The organism is Pedobacter planticolens, assembly GCF_014172375.1.
Taxonomy (GTDB): domain Bacteria; phylum Bacteroidota; class Bacteroidia; order Sphingobacteriales; family Sphingobacteriaceae; genus Pedobacter; species Pedobacter planticolens.
Genome location: NZ_WNXD01000002.1, coordinates 514,370 through 532,874 on the forward strand (window position 1 = coordinate 514,370; position 18,505 = coordinate 532,874).

Annotated in this window: 20 protein-coding genes; all 20 read right to left on the reverse strand. The window is 34.7% G+C overall.

Features of this window, described 5'->3' with window-relative positions; genetic code table 11:
• Positions 1-3 precede the first annotated feature (3 nt).
• Positions 4-1,329, reverse strand: a complete 1,326-nt coding sequence (locus GM921_RS10865; protein ID WP_182922665.1) for a hemolysin family protein — start codon at positions 1,327-1,329, stop codon at positions 4-6.
• The gene (locus tag GM921_RS10870) at positions 1,329-1,880 is read right to left on the reverse strand and encodes an inorganic diphosphatase (protein ID WP_182922666.1); all 552 of its coding nucleotides are present in this window, start codon (positions 1,878-1,880) and stop codon (positions 1,329-1,331) included. Before GM921_RS10870 ends, GM921_RS10865 begins: the two co-directional genes overlap by 1 nt.
• A complete protein-coding gene (locus tag GM921_RS10875) occupies positions 1,877-2,545 on the reverse strand; it encodes a DedA family protein (RefSeq protein ID WP_182922667.1) in 669 nt (222 codons plus the stop codon). Before GM921_RS10875 ends, GM921_RS10870 begins: the two co-directional genes overlap by 4 nt.
• 46 nt (positions 2,546-2,591) lie before the next feature.
• On the reverse strand, positions 2,592-3,965 hold the full coding sequence (locus tag GM921_RS10880) for an NADH-quinone oxidoreductase subunit N (RefSeq protein WP_182922668.1): 1,374 nt from the start codon (positions 3,963-3,965) through the stop codon (positions 2,592-2,594).
• A 2-nt stretch (positions 3,966-3,967) separates the two neighbouring features.
• Positions 3,968-5,431: a complex I subunit 4 family protein gene (locus GM921_RS10885; RefSeq protein ID WP_182922669.1), complete on the reverse strand. Its 1,464-nt coding sequence runs from the start codon at positions 5,429-5,431 to the stop codon at positions 3,968-3,970.
• A 19-nt stretch (positions 5,432-5,450) separates the two neighbouring features.
• Positions 5,451-7,352 (reverse strand): NADH-quinone oxidoreductase subunit L, encoded by a 1,902-nt coding sequence (gene nuoL, locus GM921_RS10890; protein WP_182922670.1) that lies wholly within the window; start codon positions 7,350-7,352, stop codon positions 5,451-5,453.
• Between the two features lie 11 nt (positions 7,353-7,363).
• A complete protein-coding gene (gene nuoK / locus GM921_RS10895) occupies positions 7,364-7,693 on the reverse strand; it encodes an NADH-quinone oxidoreductase subunit NuoK (RefSeq protein ID WP_182922671.1) in 330 nt (109 codons plus the stop codon).
• Entirely contained in the window at positions 7,686-8,192 is a 507-nt protein-coding gene (locus GM921_RS10900) for an NADH-quinone oxidoreductase subunit J family protein (protein WP_131551941.1), read from the reverse strand. The genes nuoK and GM921_RS10900 overlap by 8 nt, the downstream gene beginning before the upstream one ends.
• A gap of 119 nt (positions 8,193-8,311) precedes the next feature.
• Positions 8,312-8,809: a NuoI/complex I 23 kDa subunit family protein gene (locus tag GM921_RS10905; RefSeq protein WP_182922672.1), complete on the reverse strand. Its 498-nt coding sequence runs from the start codon at positions 8,807-8,809 to the stop codon at positions 8,312-8,314.
• Positions 8,810-8,818: 9 nt separating this feature from the next.
• Positions 8,819-9,856 (reverse strand): NADH-quinone oxidoreductase subunit NuoH, encoded by a 1,038-nt coding sequence (nuoH, locus tag GM921_RS10910; protein WP_182922673.1) that lies wholly within the window; start codon positions 9,854-9,856, stop codon positions 8,819-8,821.
• Entirely contained in the window at positions 9,856-10,866 is a 1,011-nt protein-coding gene (locus tag GM921_RS10915) for a 2Fe-2S iron-sulfur cluster-binding protein (RefSeq protein WP_182922674.1), read from the reverse strand. The genes nuoH and GM921_RS10915 overlap by 1 nt, the downstream gene beginning before the upstream one ends.
• Positions 10,867-10,868: 2 nt before the next feature.
• Positions 10,869-12,245, reverse strand: a complete 1,377-nt coding sequence (nuoF, locus tag GM921_RS10920) for an NADH-quinone oxidoreductase subunit NuoF (RefSeq protein WP_182922675.1) — start codon at positions 12,243-12,245, stop codon at positions 10,869-10,871.
• Entirely contained in the window at positions 12,245-12,757 is a 513-nt protein-coding gene (locus GM921_RS10925) for an NADH-quinone oxidoreductase subunit NuoE family protein (RefSeq protein WP_182922676.1), read from the reverse strand. Before GM921_RS10925 ends, nuoF begins: the two co-directional genes overlap by 1 nt.
• Positions 12,750-13,964, reverse strand: a complete 1,215-nt coding sequence (locus tag GM921_RS10930; RefSeq protein ID WP_182922677.1) for an NADH-quinone oxidoreductase subunit D — start codon at positions 13,962-13,964, stop codon at positions 12,750-12,752. The genes GM921_RS10925 and GM921_RS10930 overlap by 8 nt, the downstream gene beginning before the upstream one ends.
• A 3-nt stretch (positions 13,965-13,967) precedes the next feature.
• Positions 13,968-14,468 (reverse strand): NADH-quinone oxidoreductase subunit C, encoded by a 501-nt coding sequence (locus GM921_RS10935; protein ID WP_182922678.1) that lies wholly within the window; start codon positions 14,466-14,468, stop codon positions 13,968-13,970.
• Positions 14,468-15,010, reverse strand: a complete 543-nt coding sequence (locus tag GM921_RS10940) for an NADH-quinone oxidoreductase subunit B (protein ID WP_131551933.1) — start codon at positions 15,008-15,010, stop codon at positions 14,468-14,470. The genes GM921_RS10935 and GM921_RS10940 overlap by 1 nt, the downstream gene beginning before the upstream one ends.
• Before the next feature lie 106 nt (positions 15,011-15,116).
• A complete protein-coding gene (locus GM921_RS10945; RefSeq protein WP_182922679.1) occupies positions 15,117-15,488 on the reverse strand; it encodes an NADH-quinone oxidoreductase subunit A in 372 nt (123 codons plus the stop codon).
• Between the two features lie 78 nt (positions 15,489-15,566).
• Positions 15,567-17,273 carry a tetratricopeptide repeat protein gene (locus GM921_RS10950; protein ID WP_182922680.1) on the reverse strand — a complete coding sequence of 569 codons (1,707 nt, stop codon included), beginning with the start codon at positions 17,271-17,273 and terminating at the stop codon, positions 15,567-15,569.
• Between the two features lie 92 nt (positions 17,274-17,365).
• Positions 17,366-18,271, reverse strand: coding sequence for a PstS family phosphate ABC transporter substrate-binding protein (locus GM921_RS10955; RefSeq protein ID WP_182922681.1), 906 nt, complete (start codon positions 18,269-18,271; stop codon positions 17,366-17,368).
• Positions 18,268-18,504, reverse strand: coding sequence for a hypothetical protein (locus GM921_RS10960; protein ID WP_182922682.1), 237 nt, complete (start codon positions 18,502-18,504; stop codon positions 18,268-18,270). The genes GM921_RS10955 and GM921_RS10960 overlap by 4 nt, the downstream gene beginning before the upstream one ends.
• Between the last annotated feature and the right edge of the window lies 1 nt (position 18,505).

Below are 18,505 nucleotides of genomic sequence, written 5' to 3' on the forward strand. Positions count from 1 at the left end.
GTTTTAATGCGTATCTACCATGTCGCTTTTACTAATTACAAGTTCAAGTTTTATGGTTTCAATATTTTGTTCTGTTTTCTTTAAAATAGTAAATAAGTAACCGTAACATTCTTCACTATCGCCAACTTCTGGAATTTTACCAAACGCATGAGAAACCAATCCGCCTACTGTATCAAAATCTTCATCTTCTGGTAAATCATGTGGTAAATGCTCATTCACATCATAAACGGTAGCGTAAGCATTAATGACAAATTCAGTATCAGAAATTTTCTCTACTGTTGGTTTTTCCTCATCATATTCATCCTGAATTTCTCCAACAATTTCCTCAACGATATCCTCTAAAGTAACCATACCAGCGGTACCTCCAAACTCATCAATTACAATGGCAATTTGAATGCGTTTTTGTTGTAACTCGCTTAGTAAATCGTTAATTTTTTTTGTTTCTGGAACGAAATATGGCTTTCTAATAATATCGGCCAATGCCCATTCTTTATTACCCGCTAAAAGTGGCAACACATCTTTGGCGTGTACAATACCGATAATTTTATCAATAATATCATCGTAAACTGGCATACGCGAATAGCCTTCTCCAATAATAATTTGTACAACTTCGTCTTTAGGCGTGCTTAATTCGATACCTGATATTTTTGTTCGAGGCACCATGATATTTTTTACAACACGTTCATTAAAATCGAATACATTTTTAATTAATTCGTGCTCATTTGTATCTAATGCACCGCTTTCTTTTCCTTGATCTAATAAATAATATAATTCTTCAGTACTGTGAACAGCTTCATGTCCGCCAATACTAGAAATGCCAAATAATTTAAGAATTAAGGATGCAAGACCATTTAACAACCAAATAAAAGGTCTAAATACCCAATAAAAGCCTTGCAATGGAATCGACACAAATAATGTTGTGGCTACTGGCTTTTGTATCGCTATTGATTTTGGCGCTAATTCACCAAACACAATATGCATAACGGTAATAAAAGAAAAAGCAATAATCGGTGATGCTGTACCTGAAAAAGATGTAATGATAGCTTCGCTATAGTTCATTTTTCTCATTACGCCGTCAATAATATGATGCATAACGCCCTCACCAACCCAACCTAAGCCAAGTGAGGCTAAAGTAATACCCAATTGTGTTGCAGCCAAATAGCCATCTAAATGCTGAGTAATATACTTTGCAATATTCGCAACCCTACTACCCGATTTAGCTTTGATTTCTATTTGCGAAGCCCTAACTTTTACAATTGCAAACTCTGCTGCAACGAAAAATCCGTTGAGGGCTACTAAAAAGAAGGTCAAAAATATTTGAAATCCCATTAAGAATTATTTCTAAATTTCTTGTCGTAAAGCTCAATGCTTTCTTGTATCACTTTGTGCGCATAACGTACACCAAGTAAGTGTTCAATAGTTACTTTTTTCTCTTCTAACGCTTTGTAATCCTGAAAGAATTTTACAATTTCTTTCATCGTATGCGGTGGCAATTCGTGTAAATCGTTAATGTAATTTACCGACATATCGTTTTTTGCTACCGCGATAATTTTATCATCCTGTTCGCCATTATCCACCATGTGCATTACGCCGATTACTTTAGCTTCAATAATGGTCATCGGATAAACGTCAACTGAACATAATACTAAAATATCCAATGGATCATTATCATCACAATACGTTTGTGGGATAAAACCATAATTTGCTGGGTACATTACAGATGAAAAAAGAACCCTATCCAATTTAATTAGGTTAGATTCTTTATCTATTTCATACTTTGCTTTTGAACCTTTCGGGATTTCGATAATTGCATTTACAGTTACTGGTAAGTTCTCTCCAGGAGAAACATTATGCCAAGGATGGTGTCCGTCTTTACTCATTTTTCTTCTTCAATCTCTGTTTCATCTTCATCGTCACCTTTATTTACCTGTTTTTTCACAAATGTGATAACCAATGGTATGGTGGTAATTACAATGAAACCTATTATTATATAAACCAAATATTCTTCAATTTGTTGGGCAAATCTTCTGCCTAAAAAATATCCTAACAAAGTTAAGGATGCTATCCATAATATTGCACCTACAATGTTATAAAATGCAAACTTTTTAATGTCTAATTTTACTACTCCTGCAAAAATAGGAGCAAAAGTTCGTACAATTGGTACAAATCTGCCCATTATTAAGGCAAAGGCGCCCTGTTTTCTGTAATATCGCTCTGCTGCTAAAAGATATCTTTTCTTAAAAAAGATGCTATCTTTTCTTTTGTACAATAAGGGACCTGTTTTTCTTCCGAACCAATATCCAGTAAAATTTCCTGAAATAGCGGCAATACATAAGCCCACTATGAGGACAGAAATATTTACATCCAACCTACCAGTGGCGACAAACATGCCTGCTAAAAACAAAAGGTAATCACCTGGTAAAAAGAAACCGAAGAATAAACCGGTTTCAGCAAAAATTACAAACAAAACAACATAGAAACCACCCTCTTTAAGTAATTTTTCGGGATCAATAAAATGCTGTAGTGAATTCCAGAATTCTTGCATAGTTGAATTATTCGTAAAACTACAAATAATAATCTATATCATTAGGCTATATCAAATTTAAAATAAGAGATGGATAAACCCCTAAAAATAAGGTAACTATTACCGATAAAACCAATACTATTTTGTACTGCAATGGAGTATCTAAAACGACATCTGAACCTTCTTTAAACCACATTGCTATGATTACTTTAAAATAATAATAAAAGCCTATCAATGCGTTTACAATAGCAATAACTACTAAAACGGTTTGATAATTCTCCATCACATTTAAAAACATAACATACTTACCAATAAAGCCAGCAGTTAATGGAATACCTGCTAACGAAAGCATTGCAATGGTTAATGCAAAAGCTGTGAACGGATTTCTTTTACCTAATCCATTAAAGCTGTCGAAGTTATCATTACCTGTTTTTTGTTTAACTAAAATTAAAATTGCAAAGGCTATGATAGTTGCAAATGTATAAGCAGCAGCATAAACTAAAACATTACTTGCAGAATTTGCAGTTAGCACGATTAAAGAAAACAACATGTAACCTGCATGTGATACACTCGAATACGTCAGCATGCGTTTGAAGTTCTTTTGGTAAAGCGCAGTGATATTTCCTATACACAAAGTGATGATCGTAATTACCATTAATGCTGGCATCCAAAAATCATGTAACGGTTCGAAAGCTCCAGCAAATAACCTTAAAAACGCAGCAAAACCAGCCGTTTTAACAACCGTCGACATAAATGTTGTAATTAAGGATGGAGAGCCTTCGTATACATCTGGAACCCAGAAATGGAACGGTGCTGCACCAACTTTAAAACATAAACCGATCATCATTAAAATAACACCAGGATAAAATAATGGCGAAACTGATTTTACATTATTAACTAAATAATTCTGAATAACTGTGATATCAAACGAACCTGTCGCACCGTAAATTAAGGTAATACCAAATAATAAAAATCCAGTAGAAAAAGCACCCATTAAAAAGTATTTTAATGATGCTTCATTTGATGCAAAATTCAGTTTTCGTATTCCTGCTAGGATATATAAACTCACCGACATGATTTCTAAGCCAATAAACAGCATCGACATATTCTGATACGAAACCATGATAATCATTCCCGATAGGGCAAACAAAATCAAAGTAAAATACTCTGCAATGTTATCACTTCCTTCGGCGAAATAATTTTGGGTTAATAGAAATATAAAGAAAGTACCTATAATTGCTATAGCTGAAAATGCTAAGGCGAAATTATCCATTCGCATCATACCATAATACGTAGTTGGATTATTCCATGAGCAAGCCACGAAACCTAATGCAACTAATAAACCAATTAAAGTTAAGGGCAGCAAGGCTTTTTTTGCCTTAAACAAACCTGCATAAAGTACTATTAAAGCCGTAGCGGCGATGGTTATAATAATGTTCATGTTTAGTTTACCCCTGTTAATTTTTGATTTACTTGTTCTAATAAATGTTGTACCGAAGCTTCAGATAAATGCAAAATTGGCTTAGGATAAACTCCAATTACAATTATCAATACACAAATTGTATATAATACCACTTTTTCTGTTCCTTTAATATCAGTAAAACTGATGGTTAATGCATTGGTTTCGCCTAGCATTACTTTTTGATACATTCTCAGCATATAAACTGCACCAAAAATGATAGTCAACCCAGCGATTAAACCTAACCATGCATTATAACTGTACACGCTAAATAGCAATAAAAACTCACCAATAAACCCGTTAGTTCCTGGTAAGGCAACTGTTCCTAAAACAATAATTAAGAAAGTGATGGCTAGTTTCGGAGCAACTTTCGCTAATCCACCTAATTCTTCAATTTTATTTGTTTTAAGGCGAGATGAAATAATATCCAACACGAAAAATAAACCGATAACGTTAATACCATGACTTAACATTTGTACCATTACACCTTGCATACCTTGAGTGCTTAATGTAAAAATACCTGCCGCAATCAATCCAACGTGAGCAATAGAAGAATAAGCGACTAAACGCTTCGCATCTTTTTGTGTAAATGCAATTAGCGATGCGTAAACAATTCCAATAACTGAAAGGATCATTGCCACGCAAACCCAATCGTTAACACCTTGCGGTACAATTGGCAATAACCATCTAATTACACCATAAATACCCATCTTCAACATAATACCTGATAATAACATCGTTCCTGGAGTAGGAGCTTCAGTATACATATCTGGTTGCCATGTATGGAAAGGGAACACTGGCATTTTAATCGCGAAAGCAATAAAGAACGCCCAAAATATCCAACCTTGTTGATATGAATCTAAGTTTAAAGCGTAAAATGCATTGATATCAAAGTTCTTTGCAGGATTTTGAAGATATAAATAAATGATACCTAATAACATGAAAAGCGAACCAGCAATCGTGTAAACAAAAAACTTCATGTTCACTTTGATACGATCTTTTCCGCCCCACATGGCGCAAATAAAATAAATTGGAATTAAAGCTGCTTCCCAACCGATGTAAAATAAAAATCCATCTAATGCAGTAAATACCAACAACAATCCACTTTGCATAAATAGAATAAGAGCATAAAAAGCATTGGCGTTTTTGTATTCGTGTTTAAAGCTAGAAAGGATGATTAGTGGCATTAAAACATTTGTCAAAATAACCGTAATCATGCTAATTCCATCAATACCTACATGAAAATTAATTCCTAGTTGCTGTATCCAAGGATAGTTTACTGCAAATTGAGTAGTCGCATCCGGAGTAAATTTTGTTAATAAACCAATAGTTACGCAAAGCGATACCAGTGCAAAACCTAAAGCACTTATTTTGGCCGAACCGCCTTTAAGTAGTGAGGTGATGATTGCGCCAACAAGTGGTAAAAATATGAGTATTAATAGTTCCATTTATATGTGTTGAACCGAATTAAGCGATAGATAAATAAGTATACAATAACAAAGCGATGATACCGAATACCATCATAAATATATAAAAGCCAACATTACCAGATTGTAAAAGGCGTAAGCCTTTACTTCCTTCAGTTGCCGACCAGCCAAAGCCATTTACCAAACCATCAATTACTTTTTTATCGATAATGCGATAGAAAAATCTAGAAAATGCATCTAAAGGTTTTGTGATGATGGCATCATAAATCTCATCTAAATAGAATTTGTTGTATGATATTTTAGCTAAAATTGAACGTTTACTTTCATCAGGAACTGGAACATGAGCATTTTTAACATATTTAGTGTATGCATAAAACAAGGCAATCAAAGCGGCTAAAACAGAAGCTCCCATTAACCCAAATTCTGTGGCATGACTTAATTCCAATTCATGTTGAGCAATGCCCGCACCAGTTAACCAATGTGCTAACCATTCATTGCCACCAAAAACATGAGGAATATTTATTACTCCACCAATTGCAGCCAAAATAGCCAACACAATTAATGGATAAGTCATAATTTTTGGCGATTCGTGAATTTTCTCTTCTGCGTGATGTGTTCCGCGATATTTCCCAGAGAAGGTTAAAAACATCATCCTGAACATATAAAAAGCAGTCAGAAATGCGGTGAATAACCCAATTGCCCAAAGCACTTTATTGTATTCGAATGCGTGAGCTAAAATTTCATCCTTAGAGAAAAAACCAGAGAACGGAGGTAAACCTGCAATTGCAATTGCACCAATCATCATAGTAGCAAACGTAATTTTCAACTTAGATTTTAATCCACCCATGTGGCGCATATCTTGTTCATGATGCATTGCATGAATTACAGAACCTGCTCCTAAGAATAACAATGCTTTAAAGAAAGCGTGAGTTAAAACGTGGAAGAATGAACCTGTATATGCACCAACGCCCAAACCTAAAAACATATATCCTAATTGAGATACAGTTGAATAAGCCAATACTTTTTTAATATCTGTTTGTGTTAAGGCAATTATCGCAGCAATTAAAGCAGTCGCTGTTCCAATAATGGCAATAATCATTTGCGTAGTTGGCGCTAAATCGAATAACACACTCGAACGAGCAATCATATAAATACCTGCCGTTACCATTGTTGCAGCATGTATTAAGGCAGAAACTGGAGTCGGGCCAGCCATTGCATCTGGTAGCCAAGTAAATAAAGGTAACTGTGCGGATTTACCACAGGCTCCAATAAATAATAATATCGTAATTAAAGTAATTGTTCCAGCTCCTGGCATCATTGAGGCAGCCTGAGGAAATACTTTAGCAAACTCTACGCTACCGAAAGTATTAAAGATTAAGAAAACACCTAAAAGGAAACCTAAATCTCCAATTCTATTCATAACAAATGCTTTTTTTGCTGCACTTGCGTAATTGCTATTGGTATACCAGAAACCGATTAACAGGTAAGAACATAAACCTACACCTTCCCAACCGATAAACATGACGATGTAGTTTGAGCCTAAAACCAATATCAACATAAAGAAGATAAATAGGTTTAAATAGCTGAAGAATTTACCAAATCCAACATCATCATGCATGTAACCAACCGAATACAAATGAATTAAAAAGCCAATTCCTGTTATAATTAATAACATAATTGCGCTTAATGGATCATATAAAAACGAAAGTGGAATATGTAAATTCCCAGCGCTAATCCAATCGAAAAGTTCTACCGGAAATTGTTTTTGAACACTTGAATGTAGGTCAAAAAATAAAGCAACACTTAATGCAAAAGAAGCAAATATTACACCGCTACCGATAAAACCAATTAGGCTTTTGCTAAAGGTATTTCTGCCAAGGCCATTAATTACAAAGCCTAAAAGCGGGAGTAAAGGGATTAACCAAAGTAAACTATTTATCATCTTCTATCTAATTACCACTTAAGGCGATTTAATACATTAATATCTATCGACTGCGTATTTCTGTAAACCATTACAATAATTGCTAGTCCTACGGCTACTTCGGCAGCTGCCAAAGCCATAATAAAAAATACAAAAACTTGTCCAGCTGGATCATTGTGATGAACCGAAAAAGCAGTTAGCAATAAGTTAACTGAATTTAACATTAACTCTACCGACATAAAAATAACAATAGCATTTCTACGTGTTAACACTCCCATTACCCCGATAGTGAAGATAATAGCACATAACCAGATGTAATGATTAAGTGGAACTGTTTGCATGCTTGAAGTTAAATTATCCATTTGCTTTTTCTTCTTTTTTAGTTAACAATACTGCGCCAACCATTGCCGTAAGCAATAAAATTGATGACAATTCAAATGGCAACATGAACGGGCCGAATAATTCTTTACCTAGGTTTTTAACTAATCCCAAATTTGGGTTTTGTAATACCAATGGGCTATTAATTGAAACTGCTTTGAATGAACCAACTAAGGTTACTAATAAACATCCACCAGCTATTACGCCTAAAATTTTAACTAATGCTGATTTATTAGGTTCATTTTCCTTATTCAAGTTCAAAAGCATTAACACGAATAGGAATAAAACCATAATTGCACCCATGTAAACAATGAAATTTACAACCGCTAAAAATTGTGCATTTAAGAGCACATAGTGAACTGTAAAAGTAAAAAAGGTAAGAATCAAGTATAAAACACTGTGGATTGGATTCTTCGAAAAGATAACCATCAGTGAAAAAATGATGCTTAATGTTGCTACGAAATAGAATACTGATGTACCCATTAATTTTCTTTTTGTTTAGTTATTAACCGTCTCGTCATTGCGAGGCACGAAGCAATCTCATTTGTTAAAGTCCATTGCTTTAGGATTGCTTCGTTCCTCGCAATGACGACTGTATTATATTATTTCTCCAAAGGAGCTTCAACCAATTTATCTTTACCGTAAATAAAATCTTTACGTAAATAATCAGAAGGAACAATAGGTCCATCTAAATAAATCGCCTCTTTAGGGCAAGCCTCTTCACACAATCCACAGAAAATGCAACGTAACATGTTGATTTCATAAACTGCAGCATATTTTTCTTCACGGTATAAATCTTTTTCTTCTGGTTTGCGTTCTGCGGCAATCATTGTAATTGCTTCTGCAGGACAAGATAAAGCACATAATCCACAAGCAGTACAACGTTCTCTACCTTCTTCATCTCTTTTTAAAGAATGCATTCCTCTCCAGTTGATAGAAAATTCTCTTTCCTGCTCTGGATATCTAATCGTTGAACTTTTCTTAAAAAAGTGGCTCATTGTAGTACCTAAACCTTTAACAATAGCAGGCAAATACATGCGTTCTGCAAGGTTAAGAGGCTTTTGCTCTAGTACTTTTTTCTTGTTACTTAATGATTCCATATCTCTCTCTTAAAACTTATTTACAACAGCGATAACAATCCCTGTGACAATGATATTAGCAATTGCTAGTGGAATTAATGTTTTCCAACCTAAATTCATCAGCTGATCATAACGGAAACGAGGAATTGTCCAACGTACCCACATGAAGAAGAAGATAAATGCAAATATTTTAGCAAATAAAATAACTGTTCCAATTAATGCCGCCGTATTTGGGCTAACATGAGCTGCAACGGTATCCATCCAAGGGTAATTGTAACCACCAAAATATAATGTTGCCATCACGGCAGATGAAACAAACATGTTGATATATTCAGCAAATAGGTAAAAACCTAATTTCATTGAGGAATATTCTGTATGGTAACCCCCGATTAATTCAGTTTCACACTCAGGTAAATCGAATGGAGCACGGTTAGTTTCTGCAAAAGAACACACCATGAAAATGATGAATCCTAAGGGTTGATAAATTACATTCCAATGCCAACCGTGTTGCTGAGCAACAATTTCTTTTAGGCTTAATGTATTTGTCATTAAAAGCAAAGCGATGATAGATAAACCCATCGCCACTTCATAACTGATATTTTGAGAAGCTGCTCTAATTGCACTTAACAATGAATATTTATTGTTAGAAGCCCAACCACCAATCATTACACCATAAACACCTAATGAAACTACGCCAAAAAGATATAATACACCAACGTTAATATCTGTAACCTGCAAAGGAACTACTCTTCCTCCAATGTTTAAATCTTGTCCCCAAGGAATAACTGCCGTACCAATACAAGCACAAAGCATAGCCAAACCTGGACCAACCATAAATAACCATTTACTAGCGTTTGAAGGAATAATTTCTTCCTTCATGAACATTTTTAAACCGTCTGCTAAAGGTTGCAAAATACCAAAAGGACCAGCTCTATCCGGACCTAAACGGTCTTGTAAAAAAGCGGCCACTTTTCGCTCTGCATAAGTAGAATACATCGCTATTACCAAACTAATGGAAAACAAGATTGTTACCAGGGCAAATTTTTCGATTACAAAATTGATATCCATTAGAATTTACTGGTTTTTTCTAGTTCAACTTTATTAGCTTCTTGTAAAGCCAAATTTTCTTTAATTACTGGTAAAGGTCTAAAAGTTTCGTAGTGATTTGATGAAATTACCGAAGTATCTGAAATCTGAGTTGGATTTTCAATTGTCCAATCAGCTGTTGCTTTTTTCTCAAAACGACATTCGTTACAAATAAATTCTTCTACCTCACCAAATTGATCTTTACGAGCAGTAACACGTAAAACATCTGCTCCTTTATACCAAAGCGTTACTTTACCGTTGCATTTTTCGTGGTTACAATCACGATGTGCATCAACAGGTTTAGTAAACCAAACTCTATTTTTAAACCTAAAAGTTTTATCAGTTAAAGCACCTACTGGACAAACATCAATTACATTTCCAGAGAAATCATTATCAACTGCAGCTTGTATATAAGTAGAAATTTCAGAGTGATCTCCACGATTTAAAATACCATGAACACGCTTATTTGTAATTTGATCAGCTACAAAAACACAACGATAGCATAAAATGCAACGATTCATGTGTAACTGAATTTTATCGCCAATATCTATTCTTTCAAAAGTACGACGCTCAAATTCATAACGTGTGCGTTGTAATCCGTTTTCGTAACCTAAGTTTTGCAAATCACACTCACCAGCTTGGTCGCAAACTGGGCAATCTAATGGGTGATTAATCAATAACATCTCTACCACACCACTTCTCGCTTCCAAAACCTCTGGTGAAGTAATATTTTGCACTTCCATGCCATCCATAACTGTGGTACGACAAGATGCAACCAATTTAGGCATTGGACGTGGGTCTTTTTCAGAACCTTTACTTACTTTAACAATACACGTACGGCATTTACCACCACTTCCTTCTAATTTAGAGTAATAGCACATTGCAGGCGGAACAATATCACCCCCAATTTGCCTTGCTGCATTGAGAATAGTTGTACCTAGCGCTACTTCTACCGTGATCCCGTCTATCGTTACTTTCATTAAGTCAGCCATGATTAAATATTATCCTGTTTAACCTCTTCAACTTTTTTCTCTATCGGAACAGCATAATTGGCAATGCCATAATTGCTGCTTAAGCTTTTCACTGGCTCTTTTACATGCCATTCAAACTCATCTCTAAAATGTCTAATTGCACTTGCAACTGGCCAAGCCGCTGCATCGCCCAATGGACAAATAGTATTTCCTTCTATTTTACGCTGAACATCCCAAAGCAATTCTATATCGCTCATTTTGCCATGTCCGTATTCTATTCTATGCAATATTTTCTCCAACCAACCTGTTCCTTCACGACAAGGAGAGCATTGTCCGCAACTTTCATGATGATAGAAACGAGCAAAATTCCAAGTATTTCTAACAATACATTGGTCTTCATCAAATGCAATAAAACCTCCAGATCCCATCATCGTCCCAGTTGCAAAACCACCTTCAGAAAGTGATTCGTAACTCATTAAACGAGGTTCACCATTGGCATATTTAAGTGTTAAGTTTGCTGGTAAAATTGGCACCGAAGAACCTCCAGCTACAGTAGCTTTTAGTCTTTTTCCATTAGCAATACCACCACAATATTCATCAGAATAGATAAATTCTTCAACTGGCAAGCCTAATTCAATTTCATAAACTCCTGGTTTTACCAAGTTTCCAGAAGCTGATATTAATTTTGTACCTGTACTTCTACCGATACCTACTTTTGCATATTCATCACCACCATCATTAATAATTGGCACAACTGCAGCAATAGATTCTACATTATTTACTACTGTTGGACAACCATATAATCCAGCAATTGCTGGAAAAGGAGGTTTAATACGAGGATTTCCTCTTTTACCTTCTAATGATTCTAACAAAGCAGTTTCTTCTCCGCAAATGTAAGCACCACCACCTAGTTGTACGTATAATTCTAAATCGTAGCCTGTTCCTAAAATGTTTTTCCCTAAAAACCCAGCAGCTTTAGCTTCAGCAATTGCTTTTTCTAAAATGCGGATTTGAGGCATCATTTCACCACGCACATAAATGTATGATGTTTTAGCACCAAGGGCGAAACTTGCCACAATCATTCCTTCAATTAATGCATGAGGAATGTAGGTCATTAAATATCTGTCTTTAAAAGTTCCAGGCTCTGATTCATCAGCGTTGCATACCAAATAACGAGCAACTCCTTCTGGCTTAGCCAAAAAACTCCATTTCATCCCCGTTGGGAAACCTGCACCACCGCGGCCACGTAAACCAGATTTTTTAACTTCTTCCACCACTTCATCAGGTGTTAAAGTTTTCAAAGCTTTTTCTACGGCTCGGTAACCGCCTTTTTGGCGATAAACTTCCAGCGTATTAATGCCAGGTACGTTGATATGTTCGAGTAATAGTTTACGTCCCATTATTTCTTGCGTAAATCATCTATTAATTGATCAACTGATTGCTCAGTTAAGTTTTCATAGAAAGTATATTCCGGACCAATTTGTAATACTGGAGCATATCCACATGCCGCTAAACATTCAACACCTCTCCAGCTAAATAAACCATCTTCAGTAACTTCACCTTCTTTAACGCCAAGTTTACTTTCAATATGATCCATTATTTTTTCTGCACCAACTAAGCAACAAGGTCCAGTACGGCAAACTTCTAATACATATTTTCCTTTTGGTTGTAAAAAGTACATGCTATAAAAAGATGCAACCTCATACACTTCAATTGGTTCTATATTTAAATATTCAGCAACTTTATCCATTGCCAAAGGACTTGTCCAACCAAATTCTGCCTGTACCAAATGTAAAATAGGTAGCAAAGCTGATTTTTGTTTTCCCTCTGGATAACGTGATACAATTTCATCAAAATTGGCAAGCAAAACCGATGAAAATTCTACAGGTTGTGTTTCTTCTACTTTAAGCATCTAATTCTCCTGCAATAATGTTCATGCTACTCATGTTAATAATGGCATCCGATAACAACATGCCTTCACTCATTTTTGCAAACATTGAATAATTAATAAAACTAGGTCTTCTAAAGTGTAAACGATAAGGAGTTCTACCACCATCGTTGATCAAATAAAAACCTAATTCTCCATTACCACCTTCTACAGCGTGGTAAACTTCTGCTTTTGGCGCATCAATTTCGCCCATCACAATTTTAAAGTGATAGATTAATGCTTCCATATTATTATAAACTTCTTCTTTTCCTGGCAAATAAAATTCTGGAACATCAGCGTGGAAAATTCCTTTAGGTTCAGATTTTAATTTCTCTAAAGCTTGCTCAATAATCCTCACACTTTGCCACATTTCTTCATTTCGCACCAAATAACGATCATAAATATCGCCACTTGTACCTACCGGAATTTCGAAATCAAAATCTTGATAAGATGAATAAGGCTCACTCACACGAACATCATAATCTACACCCGTTGCACGTAATAGCGGGCCAGTCCAACCATAACTTAAAGCAGTTTCTTGAGTAACTTCGGCAACGCCAGCTGTACGATCAATAAAAATACGGTTACGGTTTAACAAGCTTTCAAATTCTCTTAGTGCTACAGGGAATTCTTTTAAAAATTTATTAATTTTCGCAAAGGCGATGTCATTAAAATCTCTTTCTAAACCTCCAATACGACCAATGTTAGTGGTTAAACGAGCTCCACAAATTTCTTCATAGATTTCGTAAATATGCTCTCTAAATTGGAACAAATAAAGGAAAGTTGTAGTTGCACCAGTATCTTGCGCAATAATGGTATTGCAAATGATATGGTCAGAAATCCTAGCCAATTCCATGATAATTACACGTAGATAATCTACACGTTTAGGAATTTGGATATTCAATAATTTTTCAACCGTCATGTGCCATCCCATGTTATTAATTGGAGATGAACAGTAGTTTAAACGATCTGTTAAAGGTGTAATTTGATAGAACGGACGGTGTTCAGCAATTTTTTCAAATGCTCTGTGGATATATCCAATAGTAGAAACACCGCTTACAATACGCTCGCCATCTAGCTGCAATACGTTTTGGAAAACACCGTGTGTAGCAGGGTGAGTTGGACCTAAATTTAGGGTTACCAATTCGCTCTGCGGGTCATTATCTGTATATACTGGTTGATTATGCTTCATGTGTTATCTACCAAAGTATTCGTCTTTTTTATCAACTCTATTAGGGTCTTCTAACGGATATTGTTTTAACATCGGATGTACATTAAGTTCATCCATGTTTAAAATCCTTCTCAAATCAGGATGTCCTTCAAACTTAACTCCGAAAAAATCATAGGTTTCTCTTTCCATCCAATTTGCCGAGTTCCACAAAGTGGATGCCGTTGGAATAGTCGCATCATTTTCATGAAGAAAAACCTTTAATCTTACTCTAATTCCATTTACCATACTATGCAAATGATAAACTACAGCAATCTGATTTTTCTCAGGATAATGAACTGCTGTTAAATCGGTTAAGAAATTAAAATTGATTTTTCCATTCTCTTTCAAGAAAGACAAAACATTTACAATTTTATCTTTAGTAGTAGAAAAAGTAAGCAATCCATAAGGTTCTGTTACATCAAAAAGTTGCTCGCCGAATTTTTCGCCTAGCAAATTAATGATTTCTGTATTTGTTGCTTTAGCCATTATTCTATTCCGTATGAAGCTAACATTTGTTTATACTGATCTGAATATCTTCTTCTGCCTGATTCGTTTTTAACTAATTCTTGGATTTTCCCGAAACCATCTAAAATAGCTTCTGGGCGAGGAGGACAACCTGGAACATAAACATCCACAGGAATAATCTCATCAATTCCTTGTAACACAGAATAGGTATCAAAAATACCCCCGCTAGATGCGCAAGCACCAACAGCGATAACCCAACGAGGTTCTGCCATTTGTAAATATACTTGCTTAAGTACTGGCCCCATTTTTTTTGCGATGGTACCCATTACCATTAATAAATCTGCTTGACGTGGAGAAAAACTTAATCTTTCTGCGCCAAAACGACCAAAATCGTAATGAGAACCCATAGTTGCCATAAATTCAATTCCACAGCAAGAAGTAGCAAATGGCAAGGGCCATAACGAATGTGAACGAGCCAACCCTATTACCTTATCTAAGGAAGTGGCAAAAAAGCCTGAGCCTTCTATACCTGGTGGCGCATCTACTATATTGATTTCACTCATGTTTTTAAACAAAAAATGCTTATTCCTAATCGAGAATAAGCAACAAATTTACAATATTTAACAAGCAAATAGTTAAGGGATTGGCATTTAGAATTAATCTAAATAATTAATTCCAATCTAGTGCTTTTTTCTTTAAAATGTAGATAAACCCTAGTAAAAGTGTCCCCATAAAGATGAACATCTCAATTATTCCATTCCAACCTAACTCTCTAAAGTTCACAGCCCAAGGATACATGAAGATTACTTCAACATCAAACAATACAAAAAGTATCGCTACCAAAAAATATTTAATAGAAAATGGCTGACGAGCATTACCTACTGATTTTACTCCTGCTTCAAAAGTAGAAAGTTTATCACTTGTTTTACGTTTTGGACCTAAAAAGTGAGTAGCAAATAGAGTTACTACAACAAATCCTAAGGCAACAATAACTTGAAATATGATAGGTAAAAAATCGTGTGCTGTACTTGTAGTTTCCATGTATATTATTTTAGACAAAATTAAAAGAAAAAGGCAGGATTACAAACCCTGCCTTTTCTTTTATTAGTTTAAGAATTATTATTTCTTAATTGGTGCTTTTTTAGGTTGTGCTGCTGGAGTATTAAGTATCTTCAAATTATCTGCAGCATATGTATTTGCAGGATCGATAGCTAAAGTTTTATTAAAATATTCTTTCGCTTTTTCTTTATCAACACCTGAATAATAGAAACCTAAATAATTATAAGAGTCAGCCAAATCTTTAACGTGCGCTGCAGCCTTTTCTGGTTTAGTTACTGTAAGAAGTGTTATATATTTTTCATAAAAAGGCACTGCTAATCCTTTCTGAGTTTCTGGATTATCTATTACGTCAATAGCTTTATTGATACGAGCTCTATAAAGAAAAGCTGGATCGTATTCGGGAGCTAATGTAATTACTTTAGCAAGCGCAGAGTCACTTTCTACAAGCATAGCTCTATCCTTAGCACCAGATTTCACATATTCAGCTAATGCTAAATAGTAATAATTCATTGCCATATTAGGATTTTTAGAATTCAATGAAATTACTTTCTTGAAAACTGGAATTGCTTTATCATAGTTTTTTGCCGCATAGTATTTCTTACCTATTTCAGCTAAATCCTCTACTTTACTAGAATCCAACTCAACACCTTTCGTAATATTAACCACCGCTAAGCTATCACTTCCAGTATTTTGCAAAGCTTTACCTAAATAAAGGTAATCTAAGCCAATGATACGAGAAGCATCTTGTTTACGAGCAAACAATTCATTCATAAATTGTACACCTTGAGGATAATTTTTATTCTCAATTGCAGAATAACCGCGCATACGTATTACAATGAATGTTTTTGGGTTATTAGCATCTGGTGCATTTAAAGTTGCTACTTCATTTGATAATGTAACGAAATCATCAGCGTAAACTAAAAACTGAACATAACGTAAACGCGATTCAAAAGATTTATCTGTTAAGTCTAAATATTTTTTATAATTAGTTAAGGCCTCAGCTCTTCTAGCAGCACCATTTTTCGGATCTTGGTAAGACCATTGTAAATCTAATTCTGCTAATTCACGATAAGCTGGACCATAATTAGGATCTGCCGCGGTTGCTTTTTTCAATTGTGCTTCTGCTTCTGCAAATGCATAAGCTTCTCTATACATTTTACCAATTTGTACATTCACACGATATAAAGCAGGATTGATATCCGTTGCTCTTAAATAAACATTATAAGCTTCACTGTTCTTTTTCTGCAAAGCGTAATAATCTCCTAAAGCAACAAATGTTTCAGGATCTTTATCTTTTGAATCTAATTCATCTGCTTTTTGCAAATTCGGAAGTGAAGCGGCATAATCAGGTGTTTTTTGATCTAAATAAGCCTTACCAATGGTTAGGTAAGTTTGATAGTCTTTCATACCAAATGACAAAGCTTTATCAAAATTTGTTTTTGCAGAGGCTGCATTATCCGATTTCAAATCTGCGTGACCTAGACCAACATAGTTTAATGCATATTTAGGTTCTGCAGTTATCCCTTTTGTAAATACCGCTCTTGCAGAATCAATTTCATCTGTACGTAAATATACTTCACCAAGGTTAAAATAATTTTCCCCTTTGGTTGCTTGAGAGCTTATAAGTGTTTTAAGCATTGAGCTAGCTTTTTGATACTGCTCTGCATCCATGGCCTTCTTCGCATCAGCTAAACTTTGAGCAAATGTGGCACCACCCATCATTACTAAACCTAAACTTAAGGTTATTGCTTTCTTAATCATTTTCATTGTCATCATTTGTTTTAATCGAAATAACTTTTCCTGCACCTTTATCTGGTTCTGTTACAGCAATGTTCTTTTCATTAGTTTTAATATTAATTTTAGTTCGTGTTTCTTATGTTAAAATCTCTTGATACCATCTTATGAGGACCTAGTCCTGATTTGAGTACAATTAACTGTCCACGAGGGCTAGTTAACCAATTTGCAAATCCTGTGCCTAAACCATCTCTTCCTTCAGCATTCATTATATAAACATTCCTTAAAAAAGGATAAATTCCATTAATTAGGTTATTCTGGGTAGGTTTATAGAACAAACTATCGCCCTTTTTACCAGCTAAATTCTTAACTCCCATTACTTTAATATTTGGCAAAGATGCCGAAATTTCTTTATTATTCTCTAACAACCAATTAACACCTACTACACCGATATAATCTTTATGATCAGCGATGTATTTAATTACATCATTATTCGATTGTAAGGTATAAACTCCAGCTTTAGGTAATTCTTTAACTTTTGCAGAGTCTCTAAAATATCTTATTGTACTAGAATAAGCATTATCAAAAACTAATTTCTTATTGCTAGTAGCAGTGCCTTTTAAAATATCTAATACTTCTTTTACAGTAATATTAGTATCTACATTGGCAGCATTTGTTATTAATGCAATTCCATCAATTGCAAATCGATCTGTAAAAACAGCAATTTGCTTTTGTTTATAATAACGTTCTTCTTCGGGTTTTAGCATCCGAGATAGCACTATCATTTTAACTTTACCATTTAAAAAATCAGGCAAAATCTTGTTCTCATTCCCTAAAATAGTCGTTACTTTTGCATCAGGATAATCGCTTTTAAAAACTTCTATTTGATCATCTAAAATACGAGCAAAAGATTCATCCACCAATAATTCAGTTGTCCCCGATGTTCTTGTTTCAGGAATTCCACCTTTTTTTTGTCCTCTATTGCAGGATAAAATAGCTAATAGTACTAGTGCAAAACCTATATTTTTCATCGCTCGATAGTATCTTTTTGATTGATTAATCGATAAAATCTAATCAAAGCGTAAACTATTAATCCTACACCAAATATGATTCTATATTTTGCTTCCATTTCTAATGGGATTAAATTCTTCCAGAAAATGAGGATAGAACCTAATACCAAATAAAAAAGAAACATCGTAAGCCCTAAAATAAACAGAAATCGCTGTTGTGGCGATTTCTGTTTAAAGTAATTCAGATTAAACATG

Excerpts from the sequence above, each read along its gene's own strand:
- nuoH (WP_182922673.1), bottom strand. The coding sequence starts at position 9,856 with ATGGATATCAATTTTGTAATCGAAAAATTTGCCCTGGTAACAATCTTG.
- GM921_RS10915 (WP_182922674.1), bottom strand. The coding sequence starts at position 10,866 with ATGGCTGACTTAATGAAAGTAACGATAGACGGGATCACGGTAGAAGTA.
- nuoL (WP_182922670.1), bottom strand. The coding sequence starts at position 7,352 with ATGATAAATAGTTTACTTTGGTTAATCCCTTTACTCCCGCTTTTAGGC.
- GM921_RS10945 (WP_182922679.1), bottom strand. The coding sequence starts at position 15,488 with ATGGAAACTACAAGTACAGCACACGATTTTTTACCTATCATATTTCAA.
- GM921_RS10865 (WP_182922665.1), bottom strand. The coding sequence starts at position 1,329 with ATGGGATTTCAAATATTTTTGACCTTCTTTTTAGTAGCCCTCAACGGA.
- GM921_RS10960 (WP_182922682.1), bottom strand. The coding sequence starts at position 18,504 with ATGTTTAATCTGAATTACTTTAAACAGAAATCGCCACAACAGCGATTT.
- GM921_RS10925 (WP_182922676.1), bottom strand. The coding sequence starts at position 12,757 with ATGCTTAAAGTAGAAGAAACACAACCTGTAGAATTTTCATCGGTTTTG.
- GM921_RS10885 (WP_182922669.1), bottom strand. The coding sequence starts at position 5,431 with ATGGAACTATTAATACTCATATTTTTACCACTTGTTGGCGCAATCATC.
- GM921_RS10880 (WP_182922668.1), bottom strand. The coding sequence starts at position 3,965 with ATGAACATTATTATAACCATCGCCGCTACGGCTTTAATAGTACTTTAT.
- nuoK (WP_182922671.1), bottom strand. The coding sequence starts at position 7,693 with ATGGATAATTTAACTTCAAGCATGCAAACAGTTCCACTTAATCATTAC.
- GM921_RS10870 (WP_182922666.1), bottom strand. The coding sequence starts at position 1,880 with ATGAGTAAAGACGGACACCATCCTTGGCATAATGTTTCTCCTGGAGAG.
- GM921_RS10950 (WP_182922680.1), bottom strand. The coding sequence starts at position 17,273 with ATGAAAATGATTAAGAAAGCAATAACCTTAAGTTTAGGTTTAGTAATG.
- nuoF (WP_182922675.1), bottom strand. The coding sequence starts at position 12,245 with ATGGGACGTAAACTATTACTCGAACATATCAACGTACCTGGCATTAAT.
- GM921_RS10905 (WP_182922672.1), bottom strand. The coding sequence starts at position 8,809 with ATGGAATCATTAAGTAACAAGAAAAAAGTACTAGAGCAAAAGCCTCTT.
- GM921_RS10930 (WP_182922677.1), bottom strand. The coding sequence starts at position 13,964 with ATGAAGCATAATCAACCAGTATATACAGATAATGACCCGCAGAGCGAA.
- GM921_RS10955 (WP_182922681.1), bottom strand. The coding sequence starts at position 18,271 with ATGAAAAATATAGGTTTTGCACTAGTACTATTAGCTATTTTATCCTGC.
- GM921_RS10940 (WP_131551933.1), bottom strand. The coding sequence starts at position 15,010 with ATGAGTGAAATCAATATAGTAGATGCGCCACCAGGTATAGAAGGCTCA.
- GM921_RS10875 (WP_182922667.1), bottom strand. The coding sequence starts at position 2,545 with ATGCAAGAATTCTGGAATTCACTACAGCATTTTATTGATCCCGAAAAA.
- GM921_RS10935 (WP_182922678.1), bottom strand. The coding sequence starts at position 14,468 with ATGGCTAAAGCAACAAATACAGAAATCATTAATTTGCTAGGCGAAAAA.
- GM921_RS10900 (WP_131551941.1), bottom strand. The coding sequence starts at position 8,192 with ATGGGTACATCAGTATTCTATTTCGTAGCAACATTAAGCATCATTTTT.